This is a genomic window from Streptomyces europaeiscabiei (assembly GCF_001550375.1).
GTDB classification, from domain to species: domain Bacteria; phylum Actinomycetota; class Actinomycetes; order Streptomycetales; family Streptomycetaceae; genus Streptomyces; species Streptomyces europaeiscabiei.
In genome coordinates, this window is the sequence record NZ_LRTR01000045.1 from 1 (window position 1) to 17,305 (window position 17,305).

A 17,305-nucleotide genomic window follows, 5' to 3' on the forward strand; every position below is an offset into this window, starting at 1 on the left:
ACCAGCGCGCCGACCCGCGAGCGCCGGACGGCCGGCCCCCGCCCCGACCCGCGACGGTCAGGGCTCCATCACGACCTTGATCGCCCCGTCCTCCTTGCGCTGGAACATCTCGTACGCGTGCGGGGCGTCGGTGAGCGGCACCCGGTGGGTGGCGAAGGTGTCGACGCCCAGGGGGTCGTCGTCCGTGAGGAGGGGCAGGATGTCGTCGGTCCAGGTGCGGACGTTGGCCTGGCCCATGCGCAGCCGGATCTGCTTGTCGAACAGGGTGAGCAGCGGCAGCGGGTCGACCTTGCCGCCGTAGACGCCGGAGAGGGAGATCGTGCCACCGCGCCGTACGAGGTCGATGGCCGTGTAGAGGGCGGCCAGCCGGTCCACGCCGAGGTGCTCGGCGAAGCGCGAGCCGACCGCCCGGGGCAGATGACCGGCCGCGTTCTGGATGAGCCGGGCGGCCGCGCTGCCGTGGGCCTCGGTACCGACGGCGTCGATCACCGAGTCGGGTCCGCGTCCGGCGGTCCGGTCCTGGACCGCGGCGACCAGGTCCTTCTCGTTCTCGAAGTCCCTGAGGTCGAAGGTCTCGACACCCCTGTCGCGCGCCCGGCGCAGCCGCTCGGGAACCAGGTCGACCCCGAACACCTGCTCGGCGCCGCGTTGCATGGCCACCCGGCACGCCATGTCCCCGATGGGGCCGAGGCCGAGCACGGCGACGCTGCCACCGGGCGGGACGTGCGCGTACTCGACCGCCTGCCAGGCGGTGGGGAGCACATCGGAGAGGTAGAGGAACCGGTCGTCGGCCGGCCCTTCCGGCACCTTGATCGGCCCGAACTGTGCCTGGGGGACGCGCAGGTACTCGGCCTGGGCGCCCGGCACCGCGCCGTACAGCCGGGTGTAGCCGAAGAGGGCCGCGCCCATGCCCTCGCCGGTGCACTGGGTGGTCTCGCACTGGGTGGGGAGCCCGGTGAGGCACATCCAGCAGTTGCCGCAGGCGATCTGGAACGGCACCACGACCCGGTCCCCGGCGGACAGGTCCGGCACCCCGGCGCCGACCTGCTCGACGATGCCCATGGGTTCGTGGCCGAGGATGTCGCCCGGCGTCATGAACGGGGTGAGCACCTCGTACAGGTGCAGGTCGGAGCCGCACAGCCCGGTGGAGGTGATCCGGATGACCGCGTCCGTCGGCTCCTGGATCACCGGATCGGGCACGGTCTCCACGCGTACGTCCCGCTTGCCCTGCCACGTCACAGCCTTCATCGCGCCCACACTCCGTTCCCTCGCCGACAGGTCCGGCACGGGTACCCGGCGCCCCACTCGCGAACCACAGAGAACCAACAAGTATGGCCATCTATGAACTTATAAGCGCACAATCGAAGGCATCATGGATGAGATGACCACGGCGCGCAGGGGACTGAGGGCATGGCGGGCACGCCACCGCTCGTCGACGGGACCCCTGCTCGCCGCCCTGAGCGCGGCCGCCCTGCTGGCGGGCTGCACCGTGACCGGCCCCGACGGCGACGACGGACGGGGGCGGGACGGCCGGACCAGCGCGCCGCCCGTCGGCTCCGTACTCGCCGTGAAGATCGACAACGTCTCCGCCGCCCGCCCGCAGACCGGCCTCGACGCAGCGGACATCGTCTACGCCGAGCAGGTCGAGGGCGGCCTCAGCCGGCTGATGGCGGTGTACGCGACGCAGCTCCCGAAGGCGGTCGGGCCGGTGCGCAGCGCCCGCGAATCCGACCTGGAGCTACTGCGCCAGTTCGACGAGCCGACCCTGGCCTTCTCGGGCGCGCAGAGCAAGCTCCTTCCACTGATCGACAGGGCGCCCCTGCGCGCGGAGAGCCCCGAGGACGCCCACGACGCGTACTTCCGGGGCGACGAGAAGCCCGCCCCGCACAACCTGTATCTGCGCCCCGAGCATCTGGTCGGCTCTCCCCCCGGCGCCGACGCCCTCACCACCGGCTTCCGCTACGGCCCCGCCCCCGCCGGCGGCGCCCCCGAGGACTCCCGCACCGTCCGCTATCCGGCGGCCCGCTTCACCTTCACCTGGTCCGACGACAGCCGCCGCTGGCAGGTCGCCATGGACGGCACCCCGACGATCACCACCGACGACACCCGAGTCGCCCCGGCCACGGTGGTCGTCCAGTACGTGACGATCCGCAAGTCCCAGTTCCACGACTACCTGGGCAACAACACCCCGTACACGGAGACGGTGGGCTCGGGCCGCGCGGAGGTCCTGCGGGACGGCCGGGTCTTCGACGCGAACTGGGAACGCGGCACACCCGAGGACGGCACGACCTTCACCACGACGGACGGCAGGCCGATGAACTTCGCGGAGGGCCAGGTGTGGGTGGTGTACGCGAAGGCGTGAGAACGCCGCCCGGCAACCGGCCACGACCGCCCCGCAGCCGACAGGGCGCCCACGGCGGAGCTACCGGGCGCCCGACGACTCGGCCGGGCTGCGCAGCGTCTCCGCCGCGTCCGCGACCCGCCGTATCAGCTCGAAGAACACCCCCTGTTCCTGCGCCGACAGCGGCGCGAGGAACACCTGGTTCATCCGGGCCGTGCGCACCGTGAGCTTGCGATGCGTCCGCATGCCGTCCTCCGTGAGCCGCAGCAGGAACCGCCGCCCGTCCTGCGGGTCGCGCACCTTGTCGAGAAGACCCCGGCGCCCGAGCCGGCTGATGACCTCGGACATCGTGGACCGGTCGAGCCCCACCCGCTCGCCCACGGTTCGCTGGTCGAGCCCCGGCTCGGCGACGAGCGTGTTGAGGACCGCGAACTGCGGCGAGGTGGTCTCCTCGGAGACCATCACGTTCCACAGCAGGTAATGGGCCTGCTGCAGCCGTCGGGCCAGGTGCCCGGGGTGGGCGGAGAGGTCCACCGCGGCCATGTTCGCTCCTCGGCTCGGATGAGTCGGACACCGTCAACCGTGACGCACCGACGACGATTCGTTCGTACACTGAACAATATCCGCCACCGGGCCGAGCGTGTCCATCACCGGGTACACAAGTGACCTCATCCTTTCTCATGAGCCTTGACGAGGGGGCCGACGAGTGGCAGCGTGAAGGAAACTTCACTGAAATGCTCAGTGCCCTGATGAACTGGTCACCGGGTGCTCGGACGAGATGGGGCCTCACGGATGGACAAGGTGGTCGCCACAGCCCTGGAGGCGGTGGCCGATGTGCCGGACGGCGCGACACTCGCCGTCGGCGGGTTCGGACTGGGCGGTGTGCCGAACACGCTGATCCAGGCACTGTACGAGCGGGGAGTCTCGGGTCTCGCAGTGGTGTCCAACAACTGCGGGGCCATGGAGTCCGGCCTCGCCGTCCTCCTCGCGGCGGGCCGGGTCGCCCGGGTGACCGCTTCGTACATCGGGGGGAACAAGGAGTTCGCGCGCCAGTATCTCGCCGGTGAGCTGGAGGTCGAGATGATCCCGCAGGGCACGCTCGCCGAGCGGCTGCGCGCGGGCGGCGCCGGTATCCCGGCCTTCTTCACCCCGGCCGGCGTGGGCACCCAGGTCGCCGACGGCGGTCTGCCGTGGCGCTACGACGGCGACGGCGGCGTCTCGCTGGCCTCGCCGCCCAAGGAGGTCCGCGAGTTCGACGGCGCCGAGTTCGTGCTGGAACACGGCATCCGCACCGACTACGCGCTCGTCCGGGCGGCCAGGGGCGACCGGCACGGCAACCTGGTCTTCAACAAGTCCTCCCGCAACTTCAACCCGCTCGCCGCGATGGCCGGCAAGGTCACGATCGCCGAGGTCGAGGAGCTGGTCGAGCCGGGCGGGATCGACCCTGACGCCGTGCATCTGCCCGGCATCTTCGTGCAGCGGGTCATCGCCCTCACCCCCGAGCAGGCGGCCGACAAGAAGATCGAGCGGCGCACGGTCTCCGCGCCCGCGGCACGAGAGACGGTGAGCCGGTGATGGCCTGGACCCGCGAGCAGATGGCCGCCCGAGCCGCGCGCGAGCTCAAGGACGGTCAGTACGTCAACCTCGGCATCGGCCTGCCGACGCTGATCCCGAACCACCTCCCGGCCGATGTCGAGGTGATCCTGGAGTCGGAGAACGGGATCCTCGGCACCGGCCCGTACCCGGCCGAGGACCAGGTCGACCCCGATCTGATCAACGCGGGCAAGGAGACCGTCACGGTCCTGCCCGGGGCCTCGTACTTCGACTCGGCGCTGTCGTTCTCCATGATCCGCGGCGGTCACATCGACGTGGCCGTCCTCGGCGCGATGCAGGTCTCCGCCGGCGGTGACCTCGCCAACTGGGCGGTTCCCGGCAAGATGATCACCGGGATCGGTGGTGCCATGGACCTGGTCCACGGCGCGCGTACGGTCATCGTGGTCATGACCCACACCGCCAAGGACGGCTCGGCGAAGATTCTTCAGGAGTGCGTGCTGCCGCTGACCGGCAAGGCGTGCGTGAACCGGATCATCACCGATCTGGGTGTGCTCGACGTGACCGACGAGGGCCTGGTGCTGGTGGAGACCGCGCCCGGTGTCACCGTCGAGGAGATCGCCGCGAAGACCGACGCCAAGGTGCGCGTCCCGGAGGAGATCCAGTCATGAGCAACGGTCCGCGCGACGCCCTGAAGGACGTCTACATCGTCGACGCCGTGCGCACGCCCATCGGCCGCTACAACGGCGCTCTCGCCGGCCTGCGCCCCGACGACCTGGCCGCGCACGCCATCCGTGAGCTGCTCGCCCGTACGCCGGACCTGGACCCGGCCCGGATCGAGGACGTGTACTTCGGCAACGCCAACGGCGCCGGCGAGGACAACCGCAACGTCGGCCGCATGGCCGCGCTGCTGGCCGGGCTGCCCACCTCCGTACCGGGCGTGACCGTCAACCGGCTGTGCGCCTCCGGCCTGGAGGCCGTGATCCAGGCGGCCCGCGCCATCGCGCTCGGCGACGCGTCGATCGCCGTCGCCGGCGGTGTCGAGTCCATGACCCGCGCCCCGTACGTGCTGCCCAAGAGCGACCGGGCCTTCCCCGCCGGGCACACCGAGCTGTACTCGACCACGCTGGGCTGGCGCATGGTCAACCCGAGGATGGACCCGCAGTGGACCGTCCCGCTGGGCGAGTCGGCCGAACTCATCGCCGACAAGCACAGGATCGGCCGGGACCAGCAGGACGAGTTCGCGCTCGCCTCCCACCGAAAGGCCGCCCAGGCGCAGGCCGCCGGGGCCTTCGACGGCGAGATCGCTCCCGTCCCCCTCCCGCAGCGCAAGGGCGACCCGGTCGTCCTCGGCGCCGACGAATGCGTACGGGCGGACGCGTCCCTGGCCGCCATGGCCAAGCTGAAGCCGTCGTTCCGCCCCTCCGGCGGGACGGTCACCGCGGGCAACGCCTCGCCGCTCAACGACGGGGCCGCCGCCCTGCTGCTGGTGGACGAGGAGGGCCTTGCGGCCACCGGGCGCGAGCCGCTCGCACGGGTCTCGGCGTCGGGGGTCTCGGCGATCGACCCGCAGTACTTCGGTCTCGCGCCGGTCGAGGCCGTCCACCGCGCGCTCGCCAAGGCGGGCAAGGGATTCGGCGACCTGGACGTCCTGGAACTGAACGAGGCGTTCGCCGCCCAGGTGCTCGGCTGTGTCGCCGAGTGGCCCGAGTTCGACCCGGCCGTCCTCAACCCGCAGGGCGGCGCGATCGCCCTCGGCCATCCGCTGGGTGCGTCCGGTGCGCGGCTGGCGGGCACGGTCGCCCACCAACTGGCGCGCAGGGGCTCGGGGGTCGGCGTCGCCACGCTGTGCATCGGGGTGGGTCAGGGACTCGCCCTCGTCCTGGAACGTTGAGCTGTGTCTGCGACCGCGGGCCGTATGCGGCCGTTCGCGCAGTTCCCCGCGCCCCTGACGGGGCGCGACACCTACCCCGCCCTTTGACATGAATGTCAGGAACCCCCAGGGACACCCCATGACCCTTTCCCAGCACGACATCGACCAGGAGATCGCGGCCGAGCACGCCGCGTACGAGAAGCGGGTCGCCGACGGCGCGCCGGTCGAGCACCAGCCGCGCCGCGACTACGCCCCCTACCGGTCCTCGGTGCTGCGGCACCCGAAGCAGCCGCCCATCGGCATCGACGTCACCAAGGACCCGGAGCTGGTGGAACTGTCCTCCCCCGCATTCGGGGAGCGGGACATCACCCAGATCGACAACGACCTGACCCGGCAGCACAACGGCGAGCCGATCGGTGAGCGCATCACCGTCTCCGGCCGGCTCCTCGACCGCGACGGGCGCCCGCTGCGGGGCCAGCTGGTCGAGATCTGGCAGTCCAACGCGGCCGGCCGGTACGCCCACCAGCGCGAGCAGCACGACGCGCCCCTGGACCCGAACTTCACCGGCGTCGGCCGCACGCTGAGCGACGACAGCGGGCACTACCGCTTCACGACGATCCAGCCGGGCCCGTACCCCTGGCGTCAGCACGTCAACGCCTGGCGCCCGGCCCACATCCACTTCTCGCTCTTCGGCTCGGCGTTCACCCAGCGGCTCGTGACGCAGATGTACTTCCCGAGCGACCCACTGTTCCCCTACGACCCGATCATCCAGTCGGTGACCGATGACGCGGCCCGGCAGCGGCTGATCGCCACCTACGACCACAGCCTGTCGGTGCCGGAGTTCTCCATGGGCTACGTCTGGGACATCGTGCTCGACGGCCCGCAGGCCACCTGGATCGAAGAAGGACGCTGACCTGCCATGACGAAGATCGACACCAGCCGCCCGGAGACGGTGCTCCCGACCCCGTCGCACACGGTCGGCCCCTTCTACGGCCACGCCCTGCCCTTCCCCGGCGGCGGCGACATCGCCCCCGTCGGCCACCCGGACACCATCACCCTCCAGGGCTACGTCCTCGACGGCGAGGGCAACCCGCTGCCGGACGCCTTCCTGGAACTCTGGGGCCCGGACCCGGACGGCAACCTCTCCCAGGTCGACGGCTCCATGCGGCGCGACCCTGCCAGCGGCGGCTTCCTCGGCCGCAACGGCGTGGAGTTCACCGGCTGGGGCCGCATCCAGACCGACGCCAACGGGCACTGGACCGCGCGTACACTGCGGCCCGGCGCGCGCGGGCGGAGCGCGCCGTACCTCAGCGTGTGCATCTTCGCGCGGGGCCTGCTCGTCCACCTGTTCACCCGGATCTACCTGCCGGGCGACGAGGCCGCGCTCGCCGCCGACCCGCTGCTCGCCCGGGTGGACGAGGCGCGCCGGGGCACGCTGATCGCCGACGACCAGGGCAACGGCACCTACCGTTTCGACATCCGCCTTCAGGGCGAAGGCGAGACGGTCTTCCTGGAGTTCCAGTGACTTCTGCTGACGCCGACACCGGTCTGCTCGCCCCTGGGTGGACCGGTTCCCCGGCCGCGGCCTCGACCGGCGACACCGCCTACCTTCAGGCGCTGCTCGACACCGAGGCCGCACTGACCCGCGCCCAGGCCGGGCTGGGGCTGGTCCCCGCCGCTGCCGGGCCCGCGGTGACCTCGGCGGCGGATGCCGCCGCCTTCGACCTGCCGTCACTCGCGGCGCGCGCCCGCGGCGGCGGCAACCCGGTGATCCCCCTGGTCGCGGACCTCACGACGGCGGTAGGCAGCGAGTACGGGCCCTACGTCCACCGGGGTGCGACCAGCCAGGACATCATGGACACGGCGACGATGCTGGTCGCCGCACGCACCCTCGACCTGATCCTGGCGGACCTCGGCCGTACTCAGTCCGCGCTGGCCGCCGTCGCCGCCGCGCACCGGGACACCGCGATGCCGGGCCGCACACTCACCCAGCACGCCGTGCCCACGACCTTCGGGCTGAAGGCGGCGGGCTGGCGCTCGCTGATCCTGGACGCCAGGGACCGCCTCGCGGCCGTACGGGACAGCCTGCCCGTCCAACTCGGAGGCGCGGCAGGCACGTTGGCTGCATTCACCGCCTTCCGGACGACCGGCGCCCGGTCCACGGCAGACCCCGCGCCCCCGGTCGACACGCACGCCCTGGTCGCCGCTTGCGCCCGCGAACTCGGCCTCCGTGAACCCGAGTTGCCCTGGCACACCCTGCGCACCCCGATCGCTGACCTCGCCGGAGCGCTGGCCTTCACCGCGGGCGCCCTGGGGAAGATCGCGGTGGACGTACTGACCCTCGCCCGTACCGAGATCGCGGAGGTCGCCGAGGGCGGCGGGGGCGGTTCGTCGGCGATGCCGCACAAGGCGAACCCCGTACGGTCCACGCTGATCGCGGCGGCGGCCCGGCGGGCACCCCAGCTGGCGGCGACGCTGTACGGCGCGCTGCCCGCCGAGGACGAGCGGCCTGCCGGGGCGTGGCACGCCGAGTGGGAGCCGTTGCGCGATCTGCTCCGGCTGGTCGGGGGTGCGACACGGGACGCGGTGGACCTCACGCGGGGCCTGCGGGTGAACGCCGACGTGATGCGCCGGCACCTGGACCTCACCCACGGGTTGATCGTCTCCGAACGGCTGGCGGCCGAGCTGGCCCCGGTGCTGGGCAGGGCCCGCGCCAAGGAGCTGCTGACGCGGGCGGCCGGGCGGGTCCACACCGAAGGCCGGTCCCTCGGCGAACTGCTGGCCGAGGAACCGGAGTTGCGGGACCTCGACCTGGCGGATCTCACCGATCCCACCCACTACACCGGCTCCGCCGGAGCCCTCACCGACCGTGCCCTGGAGCGACGTTGACCGTAAAGCTGCTCAACCACCGCGCGGAGGGCCCGGCCTCCGCTCCCCCGCTGCTGCTCGGCCCCTCCCTCGGCACTTCGACCAGGCTGTGGGACAAGGTGGCGCCCGAGCTGTCGATCACGCACCGGGTGATCCGCTGGGACCTGCCGGGACACGGCGACTCCCCCGCCGGCCTGATCGCCCCGGGTGCCACGGTCGGCGATCTGGCCGCACTGGTGCTGGCCCTGGCGGACGCGCTGGGCATCGAGCGGTTCGCGTACGCGGGTGTGTCCCTGGGCGGCGCGGTCGGCCTGCAGCTGGCCGCGCACCACCCGCAGCGGGTGTCGTCCCTCGCCGTGATCTGCTCCTCGGCCCACTTCAACGGGGTCAAGCCGTGGCGGGAGCGGGCGGAGCTGGTGCGCCGGGAGGGGCTGGCGGGGCTCGCGGAAACCGCCGACGCGCGGTGGTTCACACCCGGTTTCACCGTGCCGGAGCTGGTCGACGACCACCGGAACGCCGACCCGGAGGCGTACGCCGCCTGCTGCGACGCACTCGGCGCTTTCGACATCCGCGAGGACCTGTCCAGGATCTCCGCGCCCACGCTGCTCGTCGCCGGCCGGCAGGACCCGGCGACACCGCCCGCACAGCTGCGGGAGATCGCGGACGCGGTGCCCGGATCGTCGCTCACGGAGATCCCGGGCGCTTCCCATCTCGCGCCCGCCGAGCGCCCGGAAGCCGTACTGGCCGCGCTGCGCGGACACTTCGACGGATACGCGCAGCGGGGCATGGAGGTGCGCCGCCAGGTCCTCGGCGACGCGCACGTGGACCGCGCCCAGTCCCGGCAGACGCCGTTCACGGCCCGCTTCCAGGACTTCATCTCCCGCTACGCCTGGGGCGAGATCTGGACCGACCCCACGCTGTCCCACCGTGAACGCAGCATGATCACACTGACCGCGCTGGTCGCCCACGGCCACTACGACGAACTGGCCATGCACATCCGCGCGGCCCGCCGCAACGGCCTCGCTCCGGAGGAGATCGGCGCCGTCCTCCTCCAGACCGCCGTGTACTGCGGAGTCCCGGCGGCGAACTCCGCGTTCGCGACGGCCCAGCGGGTACTGGCGGAGGAGGACGCGGACCGGGACCGGACTACATGAGCCCTTCCAGCGCCTTCCTCGCCCGCTCGACCAGTCCGTCCGCGCCACAGGACTCGGCCAGGGTCAGGCCCCGGTTGAGTTCGGAGGCCGAGCGGATGGCGATGCCGTGGTCGACGCGGGCCGCCGCGTGTTCGTAGGCGGAGGGCGAGGCCGCCAGGTAGGTGACCGCCCGGGCGTACAGGGAGGTGGCCTGTTTACCGGTGGCGAGGAAGGCCTCGACGCGCAGGGCCTCGCCGATGGCGGTGTCCGTGCCGAGGCGTTCGGCACGGCGGCGGACGCCGACGGCCAGTTCGGCGGCGCGGCGCGGGTCCTCGGAGGCGAGGGCACGGGCGAGGTCCCCGCCCCAGGGGGCGATGACCGTGTTGTGGTGGCCCCGGGCGGCCGCCGCCTTCTCCGCGGCCTCCAGTTCGTTGATGCCGTCCTTGGTGCGGCCGACGGCGAGCAACAGCCGGCCGCGTACGGAACGGGGGTCGGGCAGCACGACGGTGGACGGGTACGGAGGCGCGAAACCGTGCTCCTCGGCGACCGCCCAGGCCTCCTGGACATGGCCGCGGGCGAGCAGTGTGTCCACCAGGTTGCAGGTCGACGACCAGTGCAGGGGCAGCCCGCGGCCGACCCGCTCGGCGAAGGCCAGCGACTTGCGCAGGGACTCCTCCGCCTCCCTGAGGCGGCCCCGCATGCGATGTCCGTGTCCGACGTAGGCGTGGGCCAGGGCGAGATGGCCGCCGCTCCACCCGGCGCTCTCGTAGGTGCGCAGGGCCTCCGTGTAGAGGCTCTCCGCCCGGTCGAGCCGGTCCGCGTAGGCGTACGCGATGGCCAGCATCAGCGGCAGTTCGATGTCCCACTCGCTGTCGGTCCAGCCGAGGCCGGGCGCCAGCCGGCCGTTGACGAGGGCGCGGTCGCAGAACTCGACGACCTCCTCGGCGTTCTCCCCGCGCACCACCGCGTCGAAGCCGCGCAGGATCAGCAGCGCACGCTCGGAGTTGTCCCTCCCCGTGCAGGCAGCGGCGAGGGCGGACAGCTCCTGGGAGTGGGTCGGTGAGAGATCCACGTCCGCGTGGATGACCTCCCACATGTAGTGGGCGGCCTGGAGCCGCATCCGGGCCGGGCCCGGTTCCAGCCGGGCGACCTCCGCGTCGACCGTGCGGACCGCCTCCTCCAGCTGGTCGTTGTGGAGCAGCGCCTGGGAGAGACGGAAGACCGCGTTCACGCGCTCGGCGCTGTCGAGGCCCGGCTCGGCGAGGGCCGAGCGGAGGTACTCGACGGTGGTGGCGGGCGAGGTGAGAAGGGTGGCGCAGCCCAGTTCGTAGAGCACGCGGACGCGGACGTCCTGCTCCGGCGGCTCCTTCAGGGCGCGTTCCAGACAGCGGCGGGCGGCGTCCGGGGCGCCCACGGCGAGGTGCTCGCGCGCGGCGGCGCGCAACTGTTCGACCAGTTCGGGGTCACCGTCGGCGTGCACTTCGACGAGGTGGCGTGAGGCCGCCGCGGCGCCCCGACCGGACTCGCTGACGACCGTCGCGGCCACTCCGTGGAACGCGGTGCGGATGCCCGGTGGGATCGACTTGTAGACCGCGGTGGCGATCAGCGGGTGCACGAACTCCAGATCTCCGTCCTCCGCCCTGCGGTTGACCGGACTGGGTTCGGTGAGGATACGGGCGGCGGTCAGCAGGTCGGCGCACTCCGCCGCCGTCTGCCGGTTCAGGGAGGCGAGCCGGGCCACGATCTCCACGGAGATGCCGGTGTGCAGGATGGCCGCCGCCCAGGCGAAGCGGGTGGCGTCGACGCCGAGCGTCTCGAGACGGGCCACGAGACCGCGGCCTCGTGCCGTCCGGTTCAGGTCGCGCAGTTCGGCGGCGGAGCCCTCGGCCGGTTCCAGGTCGCTGTCCTGCACCTTGGCGAGGAGCTCGACGGTCTCGTACGGGTTGCCGCCGGTCACCGCCCACACCTCGCGGCAGAACGGGTCGTCGGCGTGTTCGCCGACCGTGGCGCGGGTGAGCCCGGCGGTGGCCTCGGGCGTGAGCGACCTGATCGTGGGGATCGGGCGGGCCTTGGCGGCGACCTGGGCGAGATGGCGGGTGCCCTCCCCGGTGGCCTCACCGGGGCGGCGGGCCACCAGGACGAGGACGCACATCTCCGTCAGGCGATCGGCGACGGCGGACAGCCAGTGCAGGGTCTCCTGGTCGGCCCAGTGGGCGTCGTCGATGAGCAGCACGAGCGGCCAGCCCCGCCGGGAGAGCCGGTTCACGACGGCGACGAGCCCGTCGCACACGGCCTGCGGGTCGACCGGGCCCTCGCCCGGTTCCGCGAGCCCCAGTGCGGGTCCGGCGATGTCGTACCAGTCGCCCAGGTACTCGCGGATCTCCTCGTCCATCAGCCCGATCAACGCGGGCTGCAGCAGCTGCCGTACGACGTTGAAGGGGACGGACGCGACGGTCTCGCCGCCGCGTGCGTACCAGGCCGTGCAGCCCCGCTCCCCGGCGATCCGGCGGGCCTCGGCGAGCAGGGCGGTCTTGCCGATGCCCGCCTCCCCGCTGAACACCAGGACACTGCCCGGGGACGCCTTGTCGACCCGGAGTTCGTCGATGGCCTGTGTGATGGCGGCGATCTCCGCGTCGCGCTCCCACAGGGAAGCCGAGGCGGCCGGATCGGGCCGTCCCTCCGTCATCCCGCTACCTCCCCAGCGTCGCCCGAACGACGTACAGGTCATTGAGCGTAGCCCTCCGACCGCCGAAGTGGAGGCCGGTCCGGGCACCTCTTGCCGTGTCGGGTGACGTCGGACGGCTCGGGGGCGACGCATCCGGCCGCCCACCTGGCGCGTTGAGTGTGATTGACAGTCAACTGCCCGTGATCCGCGGCCGGTTTTCCGGTTCCCCGGTGTCGGCGGATTCTCACCCCCCAGGAGACGGAATGTCCGCATCCGCGCACGGCCGGGACGCGCGCTCCGACGGGTCCACAAGGCCCTGTTCGCGGGGTCGGTGGGCGGCTTCACCGAGTGGTACGGGTTCGGGGTCCACGGCTGTTTCGCGACGGTCGTCGTGGCACGGTTCTTCACACCGGAGGGCGGCGGTGAGGTCGAGGGGGCTGTCGGAGCGGTCCGCCTCGTTCGCGCCGGCGCTCTTCTTCCGGCCGGTGGACGTCGCGCTGTTCGACAGGCCCGGTGACCGGTGCGGAGGCCGTCCGGTGCTGACCTGGCGATCGCCCCGATGACGGTGGCGACGACGCCGATCGGCACGCTTCCGACCCACGACACGGTCGGTGCCGTCACCCCCTGGCTGCCCTCCTTCGTCCGGGTGCGTGAAGGTCTGTCCGCGGGAGGGGAGTTCGGGGGCGGTGTCGTGGACGACGGAGTCCGCCGCCGGGCAGGCGGGGGCTGCACGGGTCGTGGCGGCCCGGTGGGCCGTCGAAGCGGCTCGGCAGCGTTCGCGCGTGACCGGACGCGATCGGGCGCCTCGGGACGCGGTCGGTGCCTGGGCGATCGGGCGGTGAATGGGCGGTGCGTGGGCGAATATGGGTCCCCTCTCATCCGGTTTTCACTCCGGCCTCATACGGTTGCACCATGACGCAGGCGACTCCTCCCGGCTGGTACCCCGACCCCGGCCAGACAAATGACGCGCCCGCCACCGAGCGCTGGTGGGACGGCAAGGCGTGGACGGACCAGATCCGGCCCGCGGGCTCGGCCACGGGGTTCGGTCCCCCGGCCCATCCGCCGGGCGCCGGCCCGTACCCGCCGGGGGCCGGGGGCCACCCGGGATATCCCGGATATCCCGGGCATCCCGGGTACGCCGGGTACGCCGGATATCCCGGGCATCCGGTCGCGGCTCCGAAGCGCGGTCTGCGCATCGGGATAGCCGTCGCCGTGGCGGCCGCGGTGCTGGCCAGCATCGGGGTGGGTGTGTACGCCCTGACCCGCAACGACAGTGGCGGCGACGGCAGTACGACCTCCCAGGGCTCCGGCGGGCAGAACGGCCAGGGCGGTACCGACGGCGGGCCGGGCGGCAACTCCGGTGGCCAGGGCGGACCCGGCGGATCGGGCGGCTCCGGCGGCCAGAGCCCCGCACCGGACGGCTCCGGGCAGCCGCCGCAGACCGAGGAGGGGTACGCCACCGACACGACCAGCGGCATCAGCATCCCCGTGCCCGACGGCTGGCTCGGCTCGCCCCTGCAGGCCGGCGCGCAGGTGACGACGGAGGCGTCGTACGAGTGCCCGGCCGACGCCACGAAGACCTGCACGCGCGGCGGCGCCTACTCGTCACCCGTCGAGCTGCTGAAGCTGAAGGCCACCACCGCCGAGGCGGCCGCCAAGGAGGACATCTCCCAGGCCGCCGAGGACGCCTACGGCTCCGAGGGCTACGGAAAGATCACCTCCCACGAGGAACTGGCGTCCAAGGCGGTGACCGTGGCCGGCGAGAAGGGCTACTACGTCCGCTGGAAGGTCGTCACGGGCAAGGGCGACGACGGCTATGTCGAGTCGCTGGCCTTCCCCTCCCCTGCCGACTCCTCGCGGCTCGTCGTGGTCCGCTTCGGCATCGACGTGAGCGACGAGGCGCCCAAGCAGTCGGTCATCGACGACATCACCAAGGGCATCAAGAAGGCGTCGATCAGCGGGGGCGGCAGCGGTCAGGGCGTCTGACCGCCCGCACGCCCCTCCGTGCCGCTCCGGTCGATCGGCCGGAACAGTCGGCCGGGTGGGGTTCCTCTCCGCTCCAGAGGAACCCCACCCGGCCGGGGTACGCGCCGCCCCCGTCCCCACGGTGCGGCGCGATCAGGTCGCCGTCCGGTTCAGTCCGCGGACGGCGGCCCGAGTCTCACGCGAGGCCCAGCGTCGGTAGCACGGCCGCCTCGATGAACTTGATGATGTATGTCTCGTCCGCGTCCTGGCCTTCCAGGACCGGGCGGGCGCGCAGTACGCCGAAGATCTGTGCCGGGATGAACTCCAGCGCCGGATGGTCCGCGGAGACCTCTCCCCGGGACACCCCGCGGGCGATCATCGTCCGGAGCGCCTCGATCTCCGGCTCCACCAGCGCGTCCCGCAGGGCCGCCCGCAGCTCCTCGTCCTGCACGACGGCGTGGCCGAGGGCCTGGAACAGCCGACCCTCCAGAACGTAGCCCTCACCGGCGTGCCGGGCCACCTCGCGCAGGTCACCGGCGAGGGTGCCGGTGTCGATCCCCGCGAAGCGGACACTGCGGCGTGCGCGCAGCGCGGCCGCCACGAACTGCGGCTTCGTCCTCCACTGCCGGTAGAGCGTCGACTTGCTGCACCGCGTGGTCGCGGCGACGCCGTCCATGGTCACCGAGTCGTAACCGCACTCACGGATCTGTTCGAGCACGGCGTCGAAGAACTCCTGTTCACGCTCGGGCGTGAGTTTGGAGCGGCGCGAGGCGACGGCCGTCTCCGGCCCGTCCGCAGCCTGCGACGTCATGGCCCTGGTCTCCTTCGGTCGTCCCCAGCCGAAAAGCCTGTCGATACGCCACTGTACCGGAACGCCGCCGTATCGGTACCGTGCCGTATCGATACCCCCTCGTTTCGGTACCCTGGCGTATCGGTACACTCCCGTATCGGTACTCACACGTATCGGTACTCACGCGTATCGATCGTCTGTCACCGCCATGGGAGCCAGCGCCACCAGCGCCGTAAGTGAAAGGGCCGGGGGATGGAATGCCGCACCGAGCCTGCAGAAGAGCGGGCCGCCGCGATGACGCGGCCGCCCCTCGTCCGTGAGTTCCTGCTCGTCGCAGGGCTCTTCCTCGTCTACAAGTTCGGCCGGATGCTGGCCAACGGCCACACCACGGAGGCCTTCCGCAACGCCCACCTCGTGTGGGACTGGGAGCGGGCCCTGCACCTGCCGGGCGAGGGCTCCGTGCAGTCGGCGCTGCTGCACGGCGACACGCCGGTCCACCTCGCGAACGTGTTCTACGCGACCGTCCACTTCCCGGCGACCATGGCCTTCCTGGTCTGGCTGTACCTGCGGCGCCCCGCGCACTACGTCTGGGCGCGCCGGGTCCTCGCCGCCCTCACCGCCGCCGCCCTGCTGCTGCACCTCGCGTTCCCGCTGGCCCCGCCGCGGATGCTGGACGTCGCCGGCCTCGTCGACACCGGACAGGTGTACGGGCCGACGGTCTACACGGCGGCTCCGGCGACCGACTCCCTGGCGAACCAGTTCGCGGCGATGCCCTCGCTGCACTTCGGCTGGGCCCTGATGGTCGCGATCGGTCTGATCGCCGCGACCCGCTCACGTCTGCGCTGGCTGTGGCTGCTGCACCCGCTGGTGACCCTGGTCGTGATCGTCGGCACGGCCAACCACTACTGGCTGGACGCGATCGTGGCGGGCACCCTGCTGGCCGTCGCCCTCGCCGTGATCCAGCTCCCGCACCGGACGGCCACGACCGCCGGGCAGCACTCCAAGGCCCTCGTGCCGGCCGAGGAGCCCGTCCTGGTGGGAGCGGGCCGATGAACGCCACTCTCGTCGCCGTCGCCCTCTCCCTGGTCTCCGCCGTCGCCTACGCGGCCGCCGCCGTGGCCCAGGAGCGGCTCGCCTCCCGCAGCGCCGACACGGGCGTACGGCGGATGCTCGCCAGCGGTGCCTGGTGGAGTTCCGTCGCGCTGAACGCGGGAGCCGCACTGCTGCACGTCGTGGCCCTCAAGTACGGCCCCCTCACCGTCGTGCAGCCCCTGGGCGCGCTCACCCTCGTGGCGGCGGTGCCGCTCGGGGCGCGGGTGGCCGGGCGCCGGGTCACCGCGACGGAGTGGCGTGGCACCGCGCTCACGCTGGCGGGCCTCGCGGCGATCCTGGTCGCCGCGTCCGGGCCCGCCCCGGACGACGTGCTGAGCGTCCCGGAGGCCGTCGCCGTGGCCGGCGCGACCGCCGCCCTGATCGGCTTCCTCTCCCGCCCCGGCACCAAGCCCGGACTGCGTCACGCCGGCGCGTCCGGCATGGCCTCGGGCGTCGCCTCCGCGCTCACCCAGACCGTCACGGTCGCCGCGACCGACCGCTCGGGCTCCCTCCTCGACGTCGAGGTCGTCGTGGTGGCCCTCCTGGTCGCCGCGTTCGCCGTGGGCGGTCTCCTGCTCTCCCAGACCGCGTATCGAGGGGGCCTGGGCGCGCCCCTCGCGGTCGTGACCCTGGCGAACCCCCTGGCCGCCGCCGTGATCGGTCTCTCCCTCCTCGGCGAGGGCCTGCGGGGCGGCGTCGCGGGGGTGTCGCTCGCGGTGGCGGGAGCGGTGGTGGCGGCGCGGGGCGTGGTGCTGCTGACCCGGGTGACACCGGCGGTCGAGATCCAACCGATGGGCCCTGCCCCGGTGGACGAGGACCACCCGGTGGCAGCCGTGCTCGCATTGGAGCCCCGCCACGCCCCGACGGAGCCGTCACTGCTCCCGCTCCAGCAGGGCTCTGCGGCACCGGGGCACCTCACTCCCCTGTGAGCGCGTCGGGACGAGGCGCTTGCCGGCGCTGACAGGGCGCCGCCTGCGCCCACCCGTGCCGCCCCTGCCGTCCCGACTGCCCGCAGTCGGGACGGCAG

15 protein-coding genes are annotated in these 17,305 nt (G+C 72.6%); 11 read left to right on the plus strand and 4 right to left on the minus strand.

Annotated features, from left to right (window positions below):
• Window positions 1-57 precede the first annotated feature (57 nt).
• The gene (locus AWZ10_RS01960) at window positions 58-1,248 is read right to left on the minus strand and encodes a zinc-dependent alcohol dehydrogenase (protein ID WP_046704098.1); all 1,191 of its coding nucleotides are present in this window, start codon (window positions 1,246-1,248) and stop codon (window positions 58-60) included.
• Window positions 1,249-1,372: 124 nt separating this feature from the next.
• Here AWZ10_RS01960 and AWZ10_RS01965 point away from each other — a divergent pair, with 124 nt between their 5' ends.
• A complete protein-coding gene (locus tag AWZ10_RS01965; RefSeq protein ID WP_060890292.1) occupies window positions 1,373-2,362 on the plus strand; it encodes a DUF3048 domain-containing protein in 990 nt (329 codons plus the stop codon).
• 60 nt (window positions 2,363-2,422) lie between these two features.
• Here AWZ10_RS01965 and AWZ10_RS01970 read toward each other — a convergent pair whose 3' ends face one another.
• Window positions 2,423-2,884 (minus strand): MarR family winged helix-turn-helix transcriptional regulator, encoded by a 462-nt coding sequence (locus AWZ10_RS01970; RefSeq protein ID WP_046707782.1) that lies wholly within the window; start codon window positions 2,882-2,884, stop codon window positions 2,423-2,425.
• Window positions 2,885-3,133: 249 nt separating this feature from the next.
• Here AWZ10_RS01970 and AWZ10_RS01975 point away from each other — a divergent pair, with 249 nt between their 5' ends.
• The 7 genes from AWZ10_RS01975 to pcaDC all read left to right on the plus strand — a co-directional run bounded on the left by AWZ10_RS01975 (window position 3,134) and on the right by pcaDC (window position 9,787).
• On the plus strand, window positions 3,134-3,916 hold the full coding sequence (locus AWZ10_RS01975) for a CoA transferase subunit A (RefSeq protein ID WP_046707783.1): 783 nt from the start codon (window positions 3,134-3,136) through the stop codon (window positions 3,914-3,916).
• Window positions 3,916-4,563, plus strand: coding sequence for a CoA transferase subunit B (locus tag AWZ10_RS01980; protein WP_046707784.1), 648 nt, complete (start codon window positions 3,916-3,918; stop codon window positions 4,561-4,563). The genes AWZ10_RS01975 and AWZ10_RS01980 overlap by 1 nt, the downstream gene beginning before the upstream one ends.
• A 20-nt stretch (window positions 4,564-4,583) precedes the next feature.
• Window positions 4,584-5,786 (plus strand): thiolase family protein, encoded by a 1,203-nt coding sequence (locus AWZ10_RS01985; protein ID WP_046707791.1) that lies wholly within the window; start codon window positions 4,584-4,586, stop codon window positions 5,784-5,786.
• Window positions 5,787-5,904: 118 nt separating this feature from the next.
• Window positions 5,905-6,678: a protocatechuate 3,4-dioxygenase subunit beta gene (gene pcaH / locus AWZ10_RS01990; RefSeq protein WP_046707785.1), complete on the plus strand. Its 774-nt coding sequence runs from the start codon at window positions 5,905-5,907 to the stop codon at window positions 6,676-6,678.
• 6 nt (window positions 6,679-6,684) lie between these two features.
• The gene (gene pcaG, locus AWZ10_RS01995) at window positions 6,685-7,290 is read left to right on the plus strand and encodes a protocatechuate 3,4-dioxygenase subunit alpha (RefSeq protein ID WP_046707786.1); all 606 of its coding nucleotides are present in this window, start codon (window positions 6,685-6,687) and stop codon (window positions 7,288-7,290) included.
• Window positions 7,287-8,654: a 3-carboxy-cis,cis-muconate cycloisomerase gene (gene pcaB / locus AWZ10_RS02000; RefSeq protein WP_060890293.1), complete on the plus strand. Its 1,368-nt coding sequence runs from the start codon at window positions 7,287-7,289 to the stop codon at window positions 8,652-8,654. Before pcaG ends, pcaB begins: the two co-directional genes overlap by 4 nt.
• A complete protein-coding gene (pcaDC, locus tag AWZ10_RS02005; RefSeq protein ID WP_060890294.1) occupies window positions 8,651-9,787 on the plus strand; it encodes a bifunctional 3-oxoadipate enol-lactonase/4-carboxymuconolactone decarboxylase PcaDC in 1,137 nt (378 codons plus the stop codon). Before pcaB ends, pcaDC begins: the two co-directional genes overlap by 4 nt.
• On the opposite strand, the gene AWZ10_RS02010 is transcribed toward pcaDC, so the two are convergent.
• The gene (locus tag AWZ10_RS02010) at window positions 9,780-12,452 is read right to left on the minus strand and encodes an ATP-binding protein (protein WP_046707789.1); all 2,673 of its coding nucleotides are present in this window, start codon (window positions 12,450-12,452) and stop codon (window positions 9,780-9,782) included. The two genes, pcaDC and AWZ10_RS02010, sit on opposite strands and share 8 nt — an antisense overlap.
• Window positions 12,453-13,343: 891 nt before the next feature.
• On the opposite strand from AWZ10_RS02010, the gene AWZ10_RS02015 reads away from it, so the two are divergent.
• Window positions 13,344-14,417, plus strand: coding sequence for a DUF2510 domain-containing protein (locus tag AWZ10_RS02015; RefSeq protein ID WP_060890295.1), 1,074 nt, complete (start codon window positions 13,344-13,346; stop codon window positions 14,415-14,417).
• 175 nt (window positions 14,418-14,592) lie between these two features.
• On the opposite strand, the gene AWZ10_RS02020 is transcribed toward AWZ10_RS02015, so the two are convergent.
• Entirely contained in the window at window positions 14,593-15,207 is a 615-nt protein-coding gene (locus AWZ10_RS02020) for a TetR/AcrR family transcriptional regulator (protein ID WP_046704190.1), read from the minus strand.
• 231 nt (window positions 15,208-15,438) lie between these two features.
• Between AWZ10_RS02020 and AWZ10_RS02025 the strand changes: the two genes are divergently transcribed.
• Window positions 15,439-16,239, plus strand: coding sequence for a phosphatase PAP2 family protein (locus AWZ10_RS02025; RefSeq protein WP_046704189.1), 801 nt, complete (start codon window positions 15,439-15,441; stop codon window positions 16,237-16,239).
• On the plus strand, window positions 16,236-17,207 hold the full coding sequence (locus tag AWZ10_RS02030) for a DMT family protein (protein ID WP_046704188.1): 972 nt from the start codon (window positions 16,236-16,238) through the stop codon (window positions 17,205-17,207). The genes AWZ10_RS02025 and AWZ10_RS02030 overlap by 4 nt, the downstream gene beginning before the upstream one ends.
• The last annotated feature ends 98 nt before the right edge of the window (window positions 17,208-17,305 follow it).